Source organism: Mycobacterium sp. E796 (assembly GCF_001672815.1).
GTDB lineage: Bacteria > Actinomycetota > Actinomycetes > Mycobacteriales > Mycobacteriaceae > Mycobacterium.
On the sequence record NZ_LZKK01000285.1, the window covers coordinates 1 to 16,666 of the forward strand.

Annotated in this window: 16 protein-coding genes and 2 pseudogenes; 5 read left to right on the forward strand and 13 right to left on the reverse strand. The window is 67.2% G+C overall.

Features of this window, described 5'->3' with window-relative positions:
* Positions 1–238: pseudogene (locus A5706_RS34485) on the reverse strand (LytR family transcriptional regulator); the annotation flags it as partial.
* A gap of 9 nt (positions 239–247) precedes the next feature.
* On the opposite strand from A5706_RS34485, the pseudogene A5706_RS21700 reads away from it, so the two are divergent.
* Positions 248–826: pseudogene (locus tag A5706_RS21700) on the forward strand (LytR C-terminal domain-containing protein); the annotation flags it as partial.
* Positions 827–844: 18 nt separating this feature from the next.
* On the opposite strand, the gene A5706_RS21705 reads toward A5706_RS21700, so the two are convergent.
* Complete coding sequence (locus A5706_RS21705; protein ID WP_068135133.1) at positions 845–1,636, reverse strand: SDR family NAD(P)-dependent oxidoreductase; 792 nt, start codon at positions 1,634–1,636, stop codon at positions 845–847.
* Positions 1,637–1,701: 65 nt separating this feature from the next.
* On the opposite strand from A5706_RS21705, the gene A5706_RS21710 reads away from it, so the two are divergent.
* The gene (locus A5706_RS21710) at positions 1,702–2,592 is read left to right on the forward strand and encodes an NAD(P)-dependent oxidoreductase (protein ID WP_068135135.1); all 891 of its coding nucleotides are present in this window, start codon (positions 1,702–1,704) and stop codon (positions 2,590–2,592) included.
* Here the strand turns inward: A5706_RS21710 and A5706_RS21715 are convergent.
* Both A5706_RS21715 and A5706_RS21720 read right to left on the reverse strand, forming a co-directional pair.
* Positions 2,575–3,405: an SDR family oxidoreductase gene (locus tag A5706_RS21715; RefSeq protein ID WP_068107774.1), complete on the reverse strand. Its 831-nt coding sequence runs from the start codon at positions 3,403–3,405 to the stop codon at positions 2,575–2,577. The two genes, A5706_RS21710 and A5706_RS21715, sit on opposite strands and share 18 nt — an antisense overlap.
* Before the next feature lie 73 nt (positions 3,406–3,478).
* On the reverse strand, positions 3,479–4,396 hold the full coding sequence (locus A5706_RS21720; RefSeq protein ID WP_068135137.1) for an enoyl-CoA hydratase: 918 nt from the start codon (positions 4,394–4,396) through the stop codon (positions 3,479–3,481).
* A gap of 253 nt (positions 4,397–4,649) precedes the next feature.
* Here A5706_RS21720 and A5706_RS33185 point away from each other — a divergent pair, with 253 nt between their 5' ends.
* Genes A5706_RS33185 through A5706_RS21730 form a run of 3 tightly spaced genes read left to right on the forward strand, consistent with a single transcriptional unit; the run spans position 4,650 to position 6,918 of the window.
* On the forward strand, positions 4,650–4,814 hold the full coding sequence (locus A5706_RS33185) for a hypothetical protein (RefSeq protein WP_142281923.1): 165 nt from the start codon (positions 4,650–4,652) through the stop codon (positions 4,812–4,814).
* Positions 4,815–6,281: a trehalose-6-phosphate synthase gene (locus tag A5706_RS21725; RefSeq protein ID WP_068135140.1), complete on the forward strand. Its 1,467-nt coding sequence runs from the start codon at positions 4,815–4,817 to the stop codon at positions 6,279–6,281.
* A gap of 58 nt (positions 6,282–6,339) precedes the next feature.
* Positions 6,340–6,918, forward strand: a complete 579-nt coding sequence (locus A5706_RS21730; protein ID WP_068135143.1) for a hypothetical protein — start codon at positions 6,340–6,342, stop codon at positions 6,916–6,918.
* Between the two features lie 53 nt (positions 6,919–6,971).
* Here the strand turns inward: A5706_RS21730 and A5706_RS21735 are convergent, their stop codons facing one another.
* Genes A5706_RS21735 through A5706_RS21775 form a run of 9 tightly spaced genes read right to left on the reverse strand, consistent with a single transcriptional unit; the run spans position 6,972 to position 16,662 of the window.
* Complete coding sequence (locus A5706_RS21735) at positions 6,972–7,454, reverse strand: mammalian cell entry protein (RefSeq protein WP_068135145.1); 483 nt, start codon at positions 7,452–7,454, stop codon at positions 6,972–6,974.
* The gene (locus A5706_RS21740; RefSeq protein WP_197517931.1) at positions 7,454–8,155 is read right to left on the reverse strand and encodes a mammalian cell entry protein; all 702 of its coding nucleotides are present in this window, start codon (positions 8,153–8,155) and stop codon (positions 7,454–7,456) included. Before A5706_RS21740 ends, A5706_RS21735 begins: the two co-directional genes overlap by 1 nt.
* Positions 8,155–9,879, reverse strand: a complete 1,725-nt coding sequence (locus tag A5706_RS21745) for a virulence factor Mce family protein (protein ID WP_068135148.1) — start codon at positions 9,877–9,879, stop codon at positions 8,155–8,157. Before A5706_RS21745 ends, A5706_RS21740 begins: the two co-directional genes overlap by 1 nt.
* Positions 9,880–9,889: 10 nt before the next feature.
* The gene (locus A5706_RS21750) at positions 9,890–11,056 is read right to left on the reverse strand and encodes a virulence factor Mce family protein (RefSeq protein ID WP_068135149.1); all 1,167 of its coding nucleotides are present in this window, start codon (positions 11,054–11,056) and stop codon (positions 9,890–9,892) included.
* Complete coding sequence (locus A5706_RS21755; protein WP_068135152.1) at positions 11,053–12,495, reverse strand: virulence factor Mce family protein; 1,443 nt, start codon at positions 12,493–12,495, stop codon at positions 11,053–11,055. The genes A5706_RS21750 and A5706_RS21755 overlap by 4 nt, the downstream gene beginning before the upstream one ends.
* A complete protein-coding gene (locus A5706_RS21760; RefSeq protein ID WP_068135155.1) occupies positions 12,492–13,556 on the reverse strand; it encodes a virulence factor Mce family protein in 1,065 nt (354 codons plus the stop codon). Before A5706_RS21760 ends, A5706_RS21755 begins: the two co-directional genes overlap by 4 nt.
* Positions 13,546–14,598 carry an MCE family protein gene (locus A5706_RS21765; protein ID WP_068135158.1) on the reverse strand — a complete coding sequence of 351 codons (1,053 nt, stop codon included), beginning with the start codon at positions 14,596–14,598 and terminating at the stop codon, positions 13,546–13,548. Before A5706_RS21765 ends, A5706_RS21760 begins: the two co-directional genes overlap by 11 nt.
* Positions 14,598–15,800, reverse strand: a complete 1,203-nt coding sequence (locus A5706_RS21770; protein WP_068135161.1) for an MCE family protein — start codon at positions 15,798–15,800, stop codon at positions 14,598–14,600. Before A5706_RS21770 ends, A5706_RS21765 begins: the two co-directional genes overlap by 1 nt.
* Before the next feature lie 19 nt (positions 15,801–15,819).
* The gene (locus A5706_RS21775) at positions 15,820–16,662 is read right to left on the reverse strand and encodes an ABC transporter permease (protein ID WP_068135162.1); all 843 of its coding nucleotides are present in this window, start codon (positions 16,660–16,662) and stop codon (positions 15,820–15,822) included.
* Between the last annotated feature and the right edge of the window lie 4 nt (positions 16,663–16,666).

Consider the following 16,666-nt stretch of genomic DNA (forward strand, 5'->3'; position numbering starts at 1 on the left):
CCTCGGCCTTGATCGCCGCCGGGTCGATGATGTTGACGTCCTGCCCGTCGATGTTGTCGTAACGCACCACCGGCAGCGTCCGGAATTCGAGGTTGCCGCTGGACGCGAGCGAGCCCAGTCGCTGGATCAGGTCCTCGTCCCAACCCCCCGACAGCACAACGTCTTTGCGCGCCACCGCCATCAGGCTCTTGAGCTTGTCCAGGTTGGTGAAGGTGCCCGACGCCTGCAACTCCTGCATGACCGACGAGAGGAACGCCTGCTGCCGGTGGTGCGTTACGACAACATCGACGGGCAGGACGTCAACATCATCGACCCGGCGGCGATCAAGGCCGAGGTGGCCGAGGCGATCGGGGCGCCCCCGCCGTCGACCACGGCCGCCACCACCGCCGCCAAACCCAGCCCGTCCACCGTCGTCGACGTGATCAACGCGGGCGCCATGAGCGGGATGGCAAGCGAGGTGTCCCGCGCGCTGAAGAAGCGCGGATACACCGCGGGCCAAGTGCGCGACCGCAATTCGGGCGAACCGACCGCCACCACCATCGAGTACGGCGCCGGCGCGGAAACCGATGCGAACAACGTGGCGACACTGCTCGGGCTCGACGCGCCCAAGCAGCCGAACCCCACGATCCAGCCCGGGCACATCAGGGTGACCGTGGACACCAACTTCTCGATGCCGGCTCAGGACGAGACCGCCATGGACGACACCACCACCACGACGACGACCAGCAAGTCGAACACCTACTACTACAACGGCACGACGACCACGTATCCGACGCCCGATCAAGGAAAGCCGATGGCTGCCGGCGGCGTGCCGTGCGTTAACTAGCCGCGATCAGGCAGCCAATTACGCGTGGGTTCCGCCGTCGATGCGGATCTCGGTGCCGGTGATCCAGGCGCCGTCGTCGGACACCAGCATGGCGATGACACCGGCGATCGCGCTGGGCTCGGCCATGCCGGCGCCGCTGGATTCGACGGTCGTCGGCAGGATCGGCATGAGCCGCGGAAACAGCGACCAGTCAGCGTCTTTGGGGATGTATCCCACTGTCGCGTCGGTGATTCCGGACTTGATGCTTCCGGGCGCCACGCACGCCGCGCGCAGGCCGTCCTTGGCGTATTCGAGCGCCAGCGAATGGGTGAAGGCCTGGATGCCGCCCTTGCTCGCCGCGTAGGCCGCCATGTAGGGATGGGCGAACGAGGCCGACGTGGAGCTGAAGTTCACGATGGCGCTGCGCGGATTGCCCAGCAGCGCCGGAAGCGCCTCGCGGACCGCGAGAAACGTGCCCGTGAGGTTGATCCCGACGATCCGGTTCCACAGTTCGAGGCTGGTCTCGTGGGTGTGCGCGGCGCGCAAGATGCCGGCCGCGTTGACGAGCGAATCCAGGCCGTCGAGCGTCTGGACGGCCAGGCGGACGCCGTCGATCACCGAGCCCTCGTCGCCGACGTCCATCGGCATGGTGGTGAGCCGCCCGGCGGTTCCGGCCTGCTCCGCACTGGCCAGGGTGGCGGCCAGGCCGTCCTCTGCGACATCGGAGGCCACCACAGCAGCACCCTCATCGAGCAATCGCAGCGCGGTGGCCTGGCCGATCCCGGACGCGGCGCCGGTCACCAGGATCCTCTTGCCCTCGAGTCGCTTCATTGCTTCTCCCGTCGGTTGGCCAGGCCATCATGGTAAAGAGCGGCCCCGGCAGGCAGGCTAGACGCATGGACATTGGATTCATCGGGCTGGGCAACATGGGTCAGGGCATGGCCGCGAATTTGATGAAGGCCGGCCACCGGGTCACCGTCTACAACCGGTCCCCCGACAAGGCGGAAGCCCTCGTCCGGCAGGGCGCGACGGCGGCACGCAGCGTCGCCGAGGCCAGCCGTGGCGACGTGGTGTTCACGATGCTGTCCGACGACCCGGCCGTCGAGGCCGTCGCGCTCGGACCCGACGGCATCGTCGCGTCGCTGGCAGCGGGAGCCACGCACGTGTCGTCGAGCACGATCAGCGTCGCCCTCTCGGAACGACTGGCGGCCGCGCACGCCGAGGCCGGTCAGCGGTACGCCGCCGCCCCGGTGTTCGGCAGGCCCGAAGCCGCTTCCGCGGCAAAGCTTTTCGTCATCGCGGCGGGCGCCCCGGAGGTGTTGCAACCGTTGTCGGAGCTGTTCGACGCGATCGGGCAGCGGACGTTCGTGGTGTCCGAGCAGCCGCACACCGCCAACCTGGTCAAGCTGAGCGGGAACTTCCTGATCGCGTCGGCGATCGAGAGCATCAGCGAGGCCGTCGCGCTGGTCGCGAAGGCCGGCGTCGACCGCCAGCAGTACGTCGACATCCTCACCTCGACGCTATTCGCCGCGCCGGCGTATCGGACCTACGGCGGGCTGATCGCGCGGCAGGAGTTCGAGCCGGCCGGGTTCGCGGCCCGGCTGGGTCTCAAGGACGTCCGGCTGGTGCTCGCCGCCGGCGAGCAGCTGGAGGTGCCGCTGCCGGTGGCCAGCCTGCTGAGGGACCGCTTCCTCACCCTGGTCGCAATGGGCGGCGGGCACCTGGACTGGTCGGCGCTCGCCGCGCTGGCCGCCCGCGACGCGGGCAGCTCAGACCACCCCGCGTAGCCCCTCGGCGCCGAAGGCGGGTTCTAGCATCGCGGAGAAATCGGGGCCGCGCCGCAGGATGTGGCCGCCGTCGACGTTGATGCACTGCCCGGTGATCCAGCTGGCGGCATCGCTGAGCAAGAACATCACGAGGTTGGCGACGTCCTCGACCTCACCCACCCGGGGCAGTGGCGTGCACTGCCGGTAGTCGGCGCTCAGCTCTGGTGATTCCGTAATGGGCACAACGAGATCCGTGCGGATCAGGCCGGGGCGGACGCTGTTGACCCGCACCCACGACGGGCCGAGTTCGTCGGCGGCCAGTTGCATCATGTGGTCGACGGCCGACTTGGTGACGCCGTAGGCGCCGAACCACCGATGGGTGTTGCTGGCGGCGATCGACGAGATCCCGACGAAGGAACCGCCGCCGCCGCGCACCAATTCGCGTGCGGCGTGCTTGAGCACATACATGGTGCCGTTCACGTTGAGGTCGACCGTGCGCCGCCACGCCTCCGAGTCGATCTGGGTGATCGGCCCGATGGTCTCCGACCCGCCCGCGCAATGCACCGCCCCGTGCAGCCGGCCATGCCAGGCCGTCGCGGCGTCCACCGCGCGGGCGGCCTCCTCCTCGTTCGTGATGTCGGCCGGCTCATAGCGGATCGCGCCGCTCGCCTTGAGCACCTCGATCTCTTGGACCGCGGCCGCCAGCCGGTCGGCGTTACGCCCGACGATCATGACGGAGGCGCCGGCCGCGACCAACCCGGCGGCGACGCCCTTACCGATGCCGCTGCCACCACCGGTCACCAGGTACGTCCGGTTTACGAAAGAAAGCTGCACGCCGCGCCTCTCATGCCGAAACTGAAACGGGTTCTAGCATAGGCGAGCGGTCACAGCCGCCACACGGGTCACGCTAGGGCGTATCGCGGCGGGCGATCTGCGTGGGCTTCGCGTCGCGCCAGTCCTCGACGTCGGGTGGCAGGCCGACCGCGTACCTGTTCTCGTTGTGGGCGGCCCAGTGCGCGTGGCCCAGCTCGTGAATATGGAACGCGTGCCGCAGCGCCTCGGTGAATCCCATCGCGTCGGAGGCCGCGTTCACCGAGTCCTTGACGAGCAGCGCCGCCATCGTGGGCCGGTCGGCGATGCGCCGGGCGAACTCCAGCGTCTTTTCCGCCAGCTCGTCGACCGGGAACACCTTCGACACCATGCCCAACCGGTAGGCCTCCTCGGCGTCCAGCGCATCACCGGTCAACAGCAGCTCCTTGGCCTTGCGCGGCCCGAATTCCCAAGGGTGGGCGTAATATTCGACGCCCGGCATCCCCAACCGCACCGCCACGACGTCGCTGAACTTCGCGTTGTCGGCCGCGACGATCAAGTCGCAGGCCCAGATCAGCATCAGCCCGGCCGAAATCGCGTTGCCCTGCACCTGGGCGATGGTGATCTTGCGCAAATCGCGCCAGCGGCACGTGTTCTGGAAGAAGTAGTGCCACTCCTGGAGATAGATCTTCTCCGCGATGGGATCGCGGGTGCCGCCATTGATGCGGAAGCTCGGCAGCTGGCTGCGCTCGGCGATCGCCAACTCCGAGCCCAGGTCGTGGCCGGCGGAGAAGTTCTTGCCGCGCGCCGCCAGGATCACCACCCGCACGGTGTCGTCGGCCTCGGCGCGCAGGAACGCCTCGTCGAGCTGCACGAGCAGGCCGCGGCTCTGCGCGTTGTGGGCCTCGGGCCGGTTGAGCCAGATCCGGGCGATGCGCCCGTCGTCGAGGGTTTCATAGGCCACCAGCTGTTCGGCGTCGGTCGCTTGAGTGCCAGCTTGGTCGGAGAGTGTCATTCCGCCCACCTACCTTTAGTCATCGGGGTCATTGGGCTCCGTTACAACTTGGGGTCGATCCGTAAATGCCGGGCCGACTCTCTGCAGATTACGGCCACCGCCGAAGACGTCGATCCCCAGGGGGCGCGGCACCGCCGGACGCGCTTCCCACAGCGCGATGGGATCTGGCCTGACCAGCGACGACAGCGCGCATGGGTCGGTCGCCCGTCTGAGACGCCTGCGGACGAATATCGACGTCGCCTACAGTTGTCTTATGCCTACGAAATCTGATCCTGGCGAACTCGGCGACGTGGAGCCCCTGGCCGACAGCACCGCGAGCCAGGCCAGGCGGGTGGTCGCCGCGTACGCGAACGACGCCGACGAGTGCCGCGTGTTCCTCTCCATGCTCGGTATCGGACCTGCAAAACACGACACGTAAATGACTCCCAGCGGGGGCCAGCAATTCGGCAATTCCGATTTCGTAGTGGTGGCCAATCGGCTACCGGTTGACCTCGAGCGTCTTCCCGACGGCAGCACCGCCTGGAAACGCAGCCCCGGCGGCTTGGTCACGGCCCTCGAGCCGCTGCTGCGGCGCCGGAGCGGCGCGTGGGTCGGGTGGCCGGGGGTCGCCGATGACGACGACGAACTGGATTACGCGCCGGTCGTCCAGGACGAACTCCATCTGCACCCCGTGCGGCTGACCTCCGACGACGTCGCCGAGTACTACGAGGGCTTCTCCAACGCCACGCTGTGGCCGCTGTACCACGACGTCATCGTCAAACCGATCTACCACCGCGAATGGTGGGACCGCTACGTCGACGTCAACCGCCGCTTCGCCGAGGCCACGTCGCGCGCCGCGGCCCGCGGGGCGATCGTGTGGGTGCAGGACTACCAGCTGCAGCTGGTTCCCAAGATGCTGCGCGAACTGCGGCCCGACCTCACCATCGGTTTCTTCCTGCACATCCCGTTCCCGCCGGTGGAGCTGTTCATGCAGCTGCCGTGGCGCACCGAGATCGTCGAGGGCCTGCTCGGGGCCGACCTGGTCGGCTTCCACCTGCCCGGCGGTGCGCAGAATTTTCTGTTCCTGTCCCGGCAGCTGATCGGGGCCAACACCTCGCGCGGCGCCGTCGGGGTGCGGTCGCGATTCGGCGAGGTAGAGCTGCCGTCCCGCATCGTGCGGGTGGGCGCCTTTCCGATCTCGATCGACTCCGCCGCGCTTGACCATGCCGCCCGCGAACGCGACGTGCGCCGCCGCGCGCGGGAGATCCGCGCCGAGCTCGGCAACCCGCGCAAGATCCTGCTCGGCGTCGACCGGCTGGACTACACCAAGGGCATCGACGTTCGGCTGAAGGCGTTTTCGGAGCTGCTCGCCGAGGGCCGCGCGAAACGCGACGACACCGTGCTGGTTCAGCTGGCGACACCCAGCCGCGAACGCGTGGAGAGCTACCAGATCCTGCGCAACGACATCGAGCGCGAGGTCGGCCACATCAACGGCGAATACGCCGAGGTGGGTCATCCGGTTGTGCACTACCTGCATCGGCCCGTCCCCCGCGACGAGCTCATCGCGTTCTTCGTGGCCAGTGACGTCATGCTGGTGACCCCGCTGCGCGACGGGATGAACCTGGTGGCCAAGGAGTACGTCGCCTGCCGCAGCGATCTCGGCGGCGCGCTGGTCCTGTCCGAATTCACCGGTGCCGCAGCCGAACTCCGACAGGCCTACCTGGTGAATCCGCACGACACCGACGGCGTCAAGGACGTGATCGAAGCGGCGCTCAACCAGTCCCCCGAGGAGGGACGGCGCCGCATGCGCGCGCTGCGACGGCAGGTGCTCGCCCACGACGTGGACCGCTGGGCGCGCTCGTTCCTCGACGCGCTCGCCGAGTCGCATCCGCAAGACGGGAAGTAGCCATGGTGCTGCCGCCCAAACGCTGTGATACTCGATGCAGCGTAGAGGGAGGAACGTCATGAAGCTCCGTCGTGGCCTGGCCGCCGGCGCGGGCATCTGCTCGGCCGTCGCACTCGGGATCGCGCTGGAATCGGGCGAACCGGCCGGTGCCGTCGCGCCGCCACCGGACGGCAATTACTCCTTCAACCAGGCGGGAGTCTCCGGGGCGACCTGGACGATCACAGCGCTGTGCGATCAGGTGAACGGAAGCCGCTACTACAAGGACTATTCCAACCCGGACATCATGGCGGACTTTTGCGCCCTGAACATCGTGAGCTCGACCGACGAACGGATCAGCCGGCAGGACAAACTGCAGAACTTCAGCGGCAGGGCCCGGCTGGTGAGCCAACGCTGGACCTTCAAAGTCGACATTGCCGACGGCGTTTCATGCCCGGGCGGCGGCACCGCGGCATCCACCGAAACCTATGCGTTCGACGACGAGACGCTCACCGGCACGCACACCAGCCTGCATGGCCCGGAGTGCGGCCTAGAATCGGCGATGAGCAAGCAGCCGTTTTCGTTGGCGCTCGCCGGCCCTCCGCCCAGCCCGATCGAGCGTTATCCGTTGCGGTGCAACGACATTGCGATGTGCTTCTGAGCGTTGGCCTGTTGCCCCACGGCCGAGAGTCACGCCAGCGCAACTGTGGGCGCCTAGATCGGTGTGATGTAGGCGATCAGCCATTGCTTGCCGACTTTGGTGAAGTCGACCCGTAACCGGCTGCCGTCGTAGAGCGGCTGCCGTGATTTGTCGGTCACGGTGCGGTTCAGATACACCATCACCGACGCCGAATCGCGCTTGGCGGACATGACGCCCACGCCAACGACATTGGCCTGGACGACGACCTCACGCTTCTTGGCCTCCGGAATGATCTGCGCGTTGGCGCTCTTCTGGAACTCCTGGCGATAGGCGGGCGTCAGCAACGGGTACGCGGCCGTGAGGCTGCGTTCGACGGTCTGGTAGTCGTAGGCGAAGACCTCGGGTATCTCCTTGGCGGCCAGCCCCGGCAACACTGCCCGAGCGGCCGCCTCGCCACGCGTCTGCGCCCGCTCCCAGTAGAACCAACCGGCCGCCGCGGACAGTCCGACGAAGGCGGCAACCAGCAGGGAGCCCGCGACGGCGATCAGCCACCGCATCAGTTACCCCCGTCCGGGTACTTCAGGTCGTAGCCGGTCATCCGCCCTTGCTCGTCCTCGTGCACGATCACGCGCAACCGATACGGCATGGACGGCTTGTTCGTCCCGTCGATATCGGCGACCGTGACCCGCACCGACACCAGCACCGACGCGTTGTCGGTGACCGAATCGACGCCCTCCAGCGCGGCACCGTTGACGACGGCCTCGGACGTCGCATTGGTGGAGCGGAACAGCCCCTTGAGGTTCTCGATGTTGTTGTTGGCGCCCAGCATTCCGCGCAGCGGGCCGCTGGTGCCGTCGTAGAACCGGTTCACGCTCTCGTCGATGTTGTCCTGCTTGTAGCTGAACATGTTGACCACCGTCTGCGTGGCGGTGTCGACGAAGCGCTGATCGCGCGCCTGCGCCGCGTCGGCGTGCCGCTGCTGGACGAGCAGCACGACCAGGCAGGCGGTCAGCGCGCCGACCGCCACCAGCGCAGCGGCGAACGACGTCCACAGCACCAGGCGCCGGTTCGGCCGGCGCCGCGGCGGCGGCTTGACCGGCTTCAGGGTTGCGGTGGGTTTCGCCGCCGGCTTCGGTGAGGCCGGCACGTCGACCTTGACCGGAGCGGCCTCGCGCGCCTCGCCCTTGGCCGGCCCCGCCGCACGCGAAGCGCGGCGACGCACTCGCCGGGTCGTCGTTTCTGGCACTTCTGGGCCCACTACATCGGCCTCGGATCAAGCATCAGGTCCACCCAGTTCTCGGCGCTGGAGGCGCCGCTGGCGCCGGCCGCGAACGTACCAGTCCCGCCGGCCGGGTCCACAAACGCTCCGGTGCGCTGGTCATAGGTGGTGTAGGCCGGGCCGCTGGCCTGCGGCGGCGGACCCTGCGGCGGCCCCCACGGCTTCTCCGGTCCCGGCCCCGCCGGCGGCGGGTTGATGCCCTCCGGAGGTGCCGGCGGTGGAAGCCACTTGGGATAGGGAAGCATCGGCGGCACCGGTGGGACACCGGGCGGGTGCCACGACGGGTTGCCCGGCGGCGGCAGGGTGTCGTTCGGGGGCGGCGGGTCGTAGGCCGGCTGGTGATTCGGCAACGGGCCGGGCCCGGGCACCACTCCCGGCGGGGGCGGCCCGACGATCGGTGTGCCCGGATCGGGTTCGGCACCCGGTGGGATGTACGGGAACTTGTTGGGCGGCAACACGTTCAACCCGTTTGTCACCGGGGTGTCGTACGGCACCGGCGGGCCGCGCCACGGGTTGCGGCCGACCGGAACGTAGCCTTTCGGGTCGCGGCAGAGCTGGACCGTCGGCGCGCGCTTGCCGGGGAACTCCTGGCACGGGTAGTTGCGGGCGCCGCGGACGGTGCTCGGATCGTTCTGTGCCGTCTTGCAATACATGTCCCTCGGCAGCTCACGCAGCGTCTCGTCCGCCGGTGTGCGCATCAGCGGCGGGGGCAGAAAGCCGACGGCGCACGGGGGCGGGTCGTTGAGGTCGAGCTTGAAGTCCAGCTTGGCGCCCTCGTCCTGTGGGGCGCCGCCGGCGGCCGTGGTGATCGCCGCGAACAGCGCCGGCAACACCACCAACAGCTGCTCGATCGACTTGTGGTAGATGACTCCGACGCGCCCCAGGTTGGCCAGGCTGGCGGCCAGCGCCGGGAACGACGGCCGGATCCCGGAGAACGCGGTGCTGGCCTCGTCGGTCGCACCCGGGGCGGTGGCCAGCGTCTCGCGCAGCTGCGGGTCGGCCTGGCGCACCTCGGAAGTGAACCGCGCCAAGCCATCCGACAGCGATTTGACGTCGGCGCCGGCGCGGATCTGGGCCTCTAGGAACGGGCCGGCCTGATCGATCAACTGTGAGACCTGCGGATAGTTGGCGTTGGCCTCGTCCACCAGGAGCCGGGCGGATTCGATCAGCCGGGCCAGCTCGGGGCCCGACCCGTTGGCCGCAATAAAGGTCTCGTGCAGCAGTTCGCGCAACCGGGTGTCCCCGAGACTGTTGACCAGTGCCTCCGCCCGTTTCAACAGGTCGGCGACGTCCTGACCGATCCGCGTGTTCTGCCGGTCGATCCGGGATCCGTTGTGCAGCTTGGTCGATGCCGGATTGCCCGGCGGCACCAGGTCGATGTACTGCTCACCGACGGCGGAGACGCTCTTCACGGTGGCGGTGACGTTCGACGGTATGGGCGTGCCGCTGTTGAGCCGCATTTCGGCGGTGACGCCATTGGGGTTGAGGCCCACCGACTCCACCCGGCCAACCGCGACTCCGCGGTAGGTGACGTTGGCGTTCTTGTACAGACCGCCCCCCGCCACGAAATCGGCGCTGGCAACGTACGTTCCGAGGCCGAAGGTGGCGGGCAGCCGCAGGTAGAAGACGGCCATAACACTCAGCGTGATCGCGGTGATCACCGCGAAGATGCCGAGCTGGACTTTGGTGAGTTTGTCGATCATGCGCGCCGCCTTACCGTCCCTCGGGACCCGAAGTCGTACCGGGCGGAATCTTGAACGGGTCGGCGGCCTGTCCGGACAGGTTGGCCATCTCACCGGTCAGGAAGTCGGGCGGGTTGAGCACCTCGCTCATGTGCATCATGTTCGGATCCAGTGCATAGGACGTGGTGAAGAACGTCTCACCGATCCGGCGCAGTGTCAGGTCGAACGTGGTGAACACGTTGAGGTAGTCGCCGCGCACCGCCTGCTTGATGCCGAAGTTGGGGAACGGGAACGTCAGCAGGATCTGCAGCGAGGTGACGAAGTTCTTGCGGTTGTCGCTGAGGGCCTTGACGACCGAGTACAGGCCCTTGAGGTCTTCGGCGAAGTCCACCTTGGTTTTTGCCAGGATGTGGGAGGTCACCGTCGCGAGCTTCTTCAAAGCGGCGAACGCTTCGACGATGTGGTCCCGGTTCTTGTTGAGCACGCGGAGGGCCTCGGGCAGCGTGTCCAGCGCCCGGCCCAGGTTGTCCTTGTCGCGTGCCAGGATCGCGGAGAATCGGTTGAGCCCGTCGACTGCGTCGATGATGTCGTTGGTCTGCCGGTTGAGCCCCGCGGTCAATTCGGCGAGCCGGGGGATCAGGTCGACGAACTGGTCCTGGCGACCCGCGAACGCCTGATAGGTCTCGTCGGTAATGTCTTCCAGCGCACCGAGATTGCCCTTGTTGACGACGACGCCCAATGCCGAGAGCACCTCTTCGGTGGTCGGATAGCGGCCCGTGTTGGCCTCGGAGATCCTCGAGCCATCCTTGAGTCGCCCGGTCGCCGGCTTGTCCTTGGGGCGCGCCAGGTCGATGTGCATCGAGCCCAGCAACGACGTCTGGGCCACCGTCGCGGTCGAATTGGCCGGCAACACGACGTTCTTGTTCAGTGCCAGCTTCACCGCGGCGTAGAAGGATCCATCGGAACGCTGCTCGGCCGAAATGCCCGCGACGCTGCCGACGGTGACGTCGTCGACCATCACCGGCGAGTTCTGCGGCAGCGTCGCCACGTCGGGCATCTCGACCGTGATCGAATACGCGCCGCTGCCGTGGCCGGCCGTGCCGGGCATCGCCAGGGAGTTGAGGCCGTTGAATTGGCAACCTGCCAGCAGCGCGCTACCGGCGGCTAACACGCCGCCGCGCAACCAGATTCGCCTCATCCGCCACCGCCCGGGTTTGCCGGCGGCGGTGCGCTCGGCGGGGGGCCGGGCAGCGGACCATAGCCGTTCCCCGGGCCGGGACCGGGGGCCGGGCCAGGCGAGGCGCCGGAGCTGAGGCCGGCCGGCGGGGGACCTGGGGCCGGCTGCGGCGCCGTCGGGACAAGCAGGGCCTGCAGATCCGCGGGGTTCTCGGCGGCCGGTGGGAGGTGGGAGCCCTGGGCCGGTATCCAGGTCAGCTGCGGGACCGGGGTGGCCGCCTTGGCCTGGGTCTCTGGGGTGTCGTAGATGATCTGGCCCTTGTACGCGGTGATCGTGTTGAGCGGGTGGAACATCACCGGCGGGTAGTTAACTGCGAGCCGGCGCAGCACCGGGCCGAGCCGCTCGCGGCAGATCTCGGCACGCCGGAAGTAGTCCGGCGCCCTCGGTCCCGCGGCCGTCTCGAAGGAGCCACCGCAGATGAACTGCACTGGGTTGGCGAATTCGGGTATCGACAACAAACCGTTCAGGGTGCCCTGCGCCGGGTCGTAGATGTTGTAGAAGTTGGCGATGCCCGGGCCGGCCACGTGCAACACCTGCTCGATGTTGTCGCTCTGGTCGCTCAACGTCTGCGCAAAGTCATTGAGGTTGTTGACCGTATCGATGATCGTCGAGTTGTTCTCGTGCAGGAATCCGCGGATGTCCGAGAGCGCCTGATTCAGCGTGCCCAGCGTGTTGTCCAGATGCCGCGAGCTGTCGGCAAGCACCTGCGACACCGAGGCCACGTTTCCCGCGAACTGCACGATCTGTTCGTTGCTCGCCGACAGCGCGTCGACCAGCACCTGCAGGTTCTTGACCGTGCCGAAGATGTCGCTGCGCGAATCCCCCAGCCGCCCCGCGACTTGCGAGAGCTCGCGCAGCGCGTTGTGGAAAGACTCGCCCTTGCCGTCGAGCGTGTCAGCGGCCTGGTTGATCGCCTTGCCAAGCGGCCCCTGCATCGATCCAGTCGTCGGGCCCAGCTGGACGGCCAGCTGCGTCAGGGACTCCTTGACCTCGTCCCATTCCACCGGCACCCCGGTGCGGTTCAGGTCGATGCTGCCCCCGTCGGGCAGCACCGCCCCGCCGGTGTACGCCGGGGTCAGCTGAATGAACCGTGCAGACACCAGGTTCGGCGAAATGATCACGGCCCGGGCATCTTTGGGGATCTTCACGTCCTTGGCCACCGACATGACGATCTTCACGTCAGAGGGCCGCGGCTCGATCGTGTCGATCGAACCGACCGGCACGCCGAGGATGCGGACCTGGTCGCCGGGATACAGGCCGACGGCCGAGGTGAAGTAGCCGATGACGGTCCGGTTATTGCCTTGCGACGACAGCACATACACGCCACCCACCAGCATCGCGACCAGCGCGATGATGATGCCGTAGCGCAGCCCCCTGCTGCCGGCGAGCCGATTCGTCATGGCGACTTCGGCCTGATGATCCAGCGTTCCTGAATCAGCCCGCGCAGGTAGTCGGCGAGGCTGGCCGGCAGCTTGCCCGGCTGGTAGAAGAAGTCGAAGACCATCGCGATCATCGGCGCGGGCAACACGCTGAACACGTTCACGTTGAACCCGGGACCGGAGCCGACGACCTCACCCAGCTCGGTGGCATAGGTGGGCAGCCGCTTGAGCGCCTCGGTGATGTAGTCGCGGCGCTCGTTGAGGTTGGCCAGCACCAGGTTGAGCTTGCTCAGCGCCGGCCCGAACTCCTTGCGATTGTCGGCGACAAAACCGGAAATCTGTTGCGACAGACCGCCGATGCCCGAGATCAACTCGCCGATCGCGGCGCGCCGCTCGTCGAGCGCGGCGAACAACTCGTTGCCGTCGTCAACCAGCTTGTTGACCTGGTCGGCCCGCTGCGACAACACCCCCGTCACCGACTTCGCATGTGCCAGCAGGCCCTGCAGCGCCTCGTCGCGGCGGTTCAGCGTGCGGGACAGCGATGTCACGCCGTCCAGCGCGCCGCGCAGTTCGGGCGTGGCGTCGTGCAGCGTGTCGGTGAGCACGTTCAAGGCCTGCTCGAACTGCGGCTTGTTCAGGTTACTGGCGTTGTTGCCCAGGTCCTCGAGCGCGCCGGCCAGCGTGTACGGCGTCGTCGTGCGGCTCAGCGGAATTGTGGTCGCCTTGCCACTGCCGGCCGGGGTCACCGCGATGGAACGCTCACCGAGGATGGTGTCGGTGCGGATCGCGGCCATGGACTGATCGCCAACGACGACGTGCCGGTCGACGCTGAAGGTCACCTTGGCGCTGTTGCCGGCCAGGCCGACCGAGGCCACCTTGCCCACCTTGAAGCCGGACACGTAAACGGAGTTGCCCGGGTTGATGCCGCCCGCATCGGTGAAGTAGGCGTCGTACATCTTGCCTTGCGGAAAGAACGGCAGGCCCGCGTACCCGAACGCGATGAGCACCACGCAAACCACCAGCACCACACCGAAAATGCCGGTGCGCAACGGGTCGCGTTCGCGCCTTGCGTTACTTGACAAAAGCGCACCTTCCCTTGCTGGGATCCACCGGGCCGCCGAACGGTATCAGGATGTCGCCGCCGGCCGGGCCGTTGATCTTGATCGTCACCGAGCAGAAATAGATGTTGAAGAAGGACCCGTAGGCGCCGAGGGCGGCCAGCCGCAGGTAGTCCTCGCCGAGTTGCTCGACGTCGTTGTTCACCTCGGCCTTGCGGTTGTCCAACTCGGTGGCCAGCGGTCGGGTGTTCTCGAGGATGCCCTGCAGCGGGCGGCGCGAATTTTTCAGCAGCTCAGTCAAGTCCGTGGTGGTGGACGCCAGTGGGGGGATGGCCCCCGCAATCGAGTCCTTGTTCTTGGCCAGCCCGGTGATCAATTGCTGCAACTGGTCGACGCTGGCCGAGAATTGCGCGCTCTTCTGGTCGACGGTGCCCAACACGGTGTTGAGGTTGGTGATCGCGTCGCCAATCAGCTGGTCGCGCTGGCCCAGCGCCGACGAGAACGCGCTCGTGTCGGCCAGCACGTTCGACAACGCTCCGCCCTGGCCCTGCAACAACTGGATCACCGCGCTGCTGATGGTGTTGACCTTGTCGGCGTCCAGGCCCTTGACCAGCGGCCGCAGCCCGCCCAGCAGCGCGTCGAGATCCAGTGCGGGCTGGGTGTGTTGGGAGTTGATCGTGCCGCCGGACGGTAGCTTACGCAGCTCCCCCGGGCCCGAGGTGATCTCCAAATAGCGGTCGCCGACCAGGTTTTCATATCGGATCACCGCTCGCGTCGACGAATACAGCGTGTAGCGGCTGTCCACCCCGAACTTCACGTCGATCGTGTTGTCCTGGTTGAGCTTCACGCCCGTAACCGAGCCGACGGGCACGCCGGCGATGCGAACCTTCTGACCGGCCTTCAGCTTCGACACGTCGGTGAACGTTGCGTGGTAAGTACTTTCGGGCCCGAACCGGAAGTCGCCGAAGACCACCACCAGCGACGCGCTCACCAATATCATGGCCACCGCGAAGATGCTGACCTTGATCAGCATCGACCGGTGCGACGGCATCCCCGCGACCGCCATCAGAAGTCGTCCCGTTCCGCGAAGGCGCCGTGGAACAGGAACTGCAGCGTGGAGGGCGCGTCGAACTGCAGCTCGGTGAACGGCTCGTACGGGATGTTGGCGTTGTCCGTGACGAGGAAGGGCGCCCGGTAGAACGACCCACCGGTCTGCTTGGTCGGGATGTCGGGCAGCCCGCGGCAGTTCGGACCCCCGGAGGCGTTGACGATCGGCAGGGATTCCGGATACGTGTACGACGGCGCGCCCAGGACGAAGCTGGACGACGTGAACAGGCCCGCCTTGCGCACACCGATCAGCGGGGCGAATTCCTTGATGCCGCGCTCGACACCGGCGAAAAAGCAGCCGAATTCGGGCGAGTAGTCGTGGGCCACCTTGATCGGGGCGCGCAACCTGTTGATGGCGTCGATGAAGTTCTGCTCGGCGGGTTCCAACGTCTCGTAGGCGTTGTTGGCCAGGCCGATCGCCGCCAGCAGCGTGTCGTTGAGGTCCTTCTGCTTGTCGACGACCGTCCGGTTGATGGTCGGCAGGTTGTAAAAGACGGTGTTCAGGTCGGGGGCGGCGTCAGCGTAGGTATTGGTCACGATGCCGGCTTGGCGGAAGTCCTCCTGCAGGGCGGGCAGCTTCGGATTCGCCTGGCGCGCCAGCGTGTTCAGCCCCGACAGCAGCGATCCGAAGTCGTCGCCGCGGTTACGCAGCCCTTCGGACAGTGCGCTCAGCGTGCCGTTCAGCTCCACCGGGTCGACCTTGTGGAGCAGGTCGATGAGCGATTGGAACAGCGTATTGACCTCGAGCGCCACCGCGGATGCCTCGACGTGCGCGTCCGGGCGCAGGGATGTCGGCGAAGGGGCTTGGGGCGGAATGAATTCGACCGACTTGGCGCCGAAGATGGTGTTGCCCGCGATGTGCACCGTCGCGTTGGAGGGGACGAAGTGCATCTGATCGCTGCTGATGGCCAACGTCAGCCGAGCCTGGTCACCGGAGTAATCGATGCCGGTGACCTTGCCGATCTGGATGCCGCGGTACTTGACCTTGGCGCCCTTGTCCATCACCAGGCCCGCCCGTGGTGCCGAGACGGTGACGGTATCGGTCGAGGCGAAGGCCGCGGTGTACGAGAGGTAGGTGAGGACGGCGAAGGCCACGATCACGCCGGCCAGCAGCGCCGCTGCCAGCCGAACCGATGAGCGTCGTGATGCGCCGTCCGCCATGTCTTTTCGGGAGCTCCCTTCACCCGGAGAGGTTGAAGTTACCGGACGCGCCGTACACGGCCAGCGAAATGAACAGGGTGATGACGACCACCACGATCAGCGAGGTGCGCACGGCCTGGCCGACCGCGACGCCGACGCCGACCGGGCCGCCGCTGGCGTTGTAGCCGTAATACGTGTGCACCAGCATGACCGCGATGGCCATCACGATGGCCTGCAGGAACGACCACAGCAGGTCCGACGGGATGAGAAACGTATTGAAGTAGTGGTCGTAGAGGCCCTTGGACTGCCCGTTGATGTACACCGTGGTGAACCGGGCGGCGAAGAACGCGGCGAGCACCGACAGCGAGTACAGCGGAATGATCGCGATCAGCCCGGCGATCAGCCGGGTCGACACCAGATAGGAAACCGACTGCACGGCCATGCATTCGACGGCGTCGATCTCCTCGGACACCCGCATGGCGCCCAATTGCGCGGTGGCGCCCGCTCCGATGGTCGCCGCCAGTGCGATGCCCGCGATCACCGGGGCGACGACGCGGACGTTGAGGAACGCCGACAGGAAGCCCGTCAGCGCCTCGATGCCGATGTTGCCCAGCGACGAATATCCCTGCACGGCGATGACGCCACCGGAGGCCAGGGTCAGGAATGCCGCGACCCCGACCGTGCCGCCGATCATGACGAGAGCCCCCGCGCCCAGCGTCATCTCCGCGATGAGCCGGATCGTCTCCTTCCGGTACTGGGTGATCGCCTGCGGAACGTAGCGCACGGTCTTGCCGTAAAAGAGCGCCTGCTCACCGAAATCGTCAACCGGGCCCTGCAGCCGCGACATGAAGCGGCGAAACCGGAGGGTGGCGTCGTAGCTCATCGAG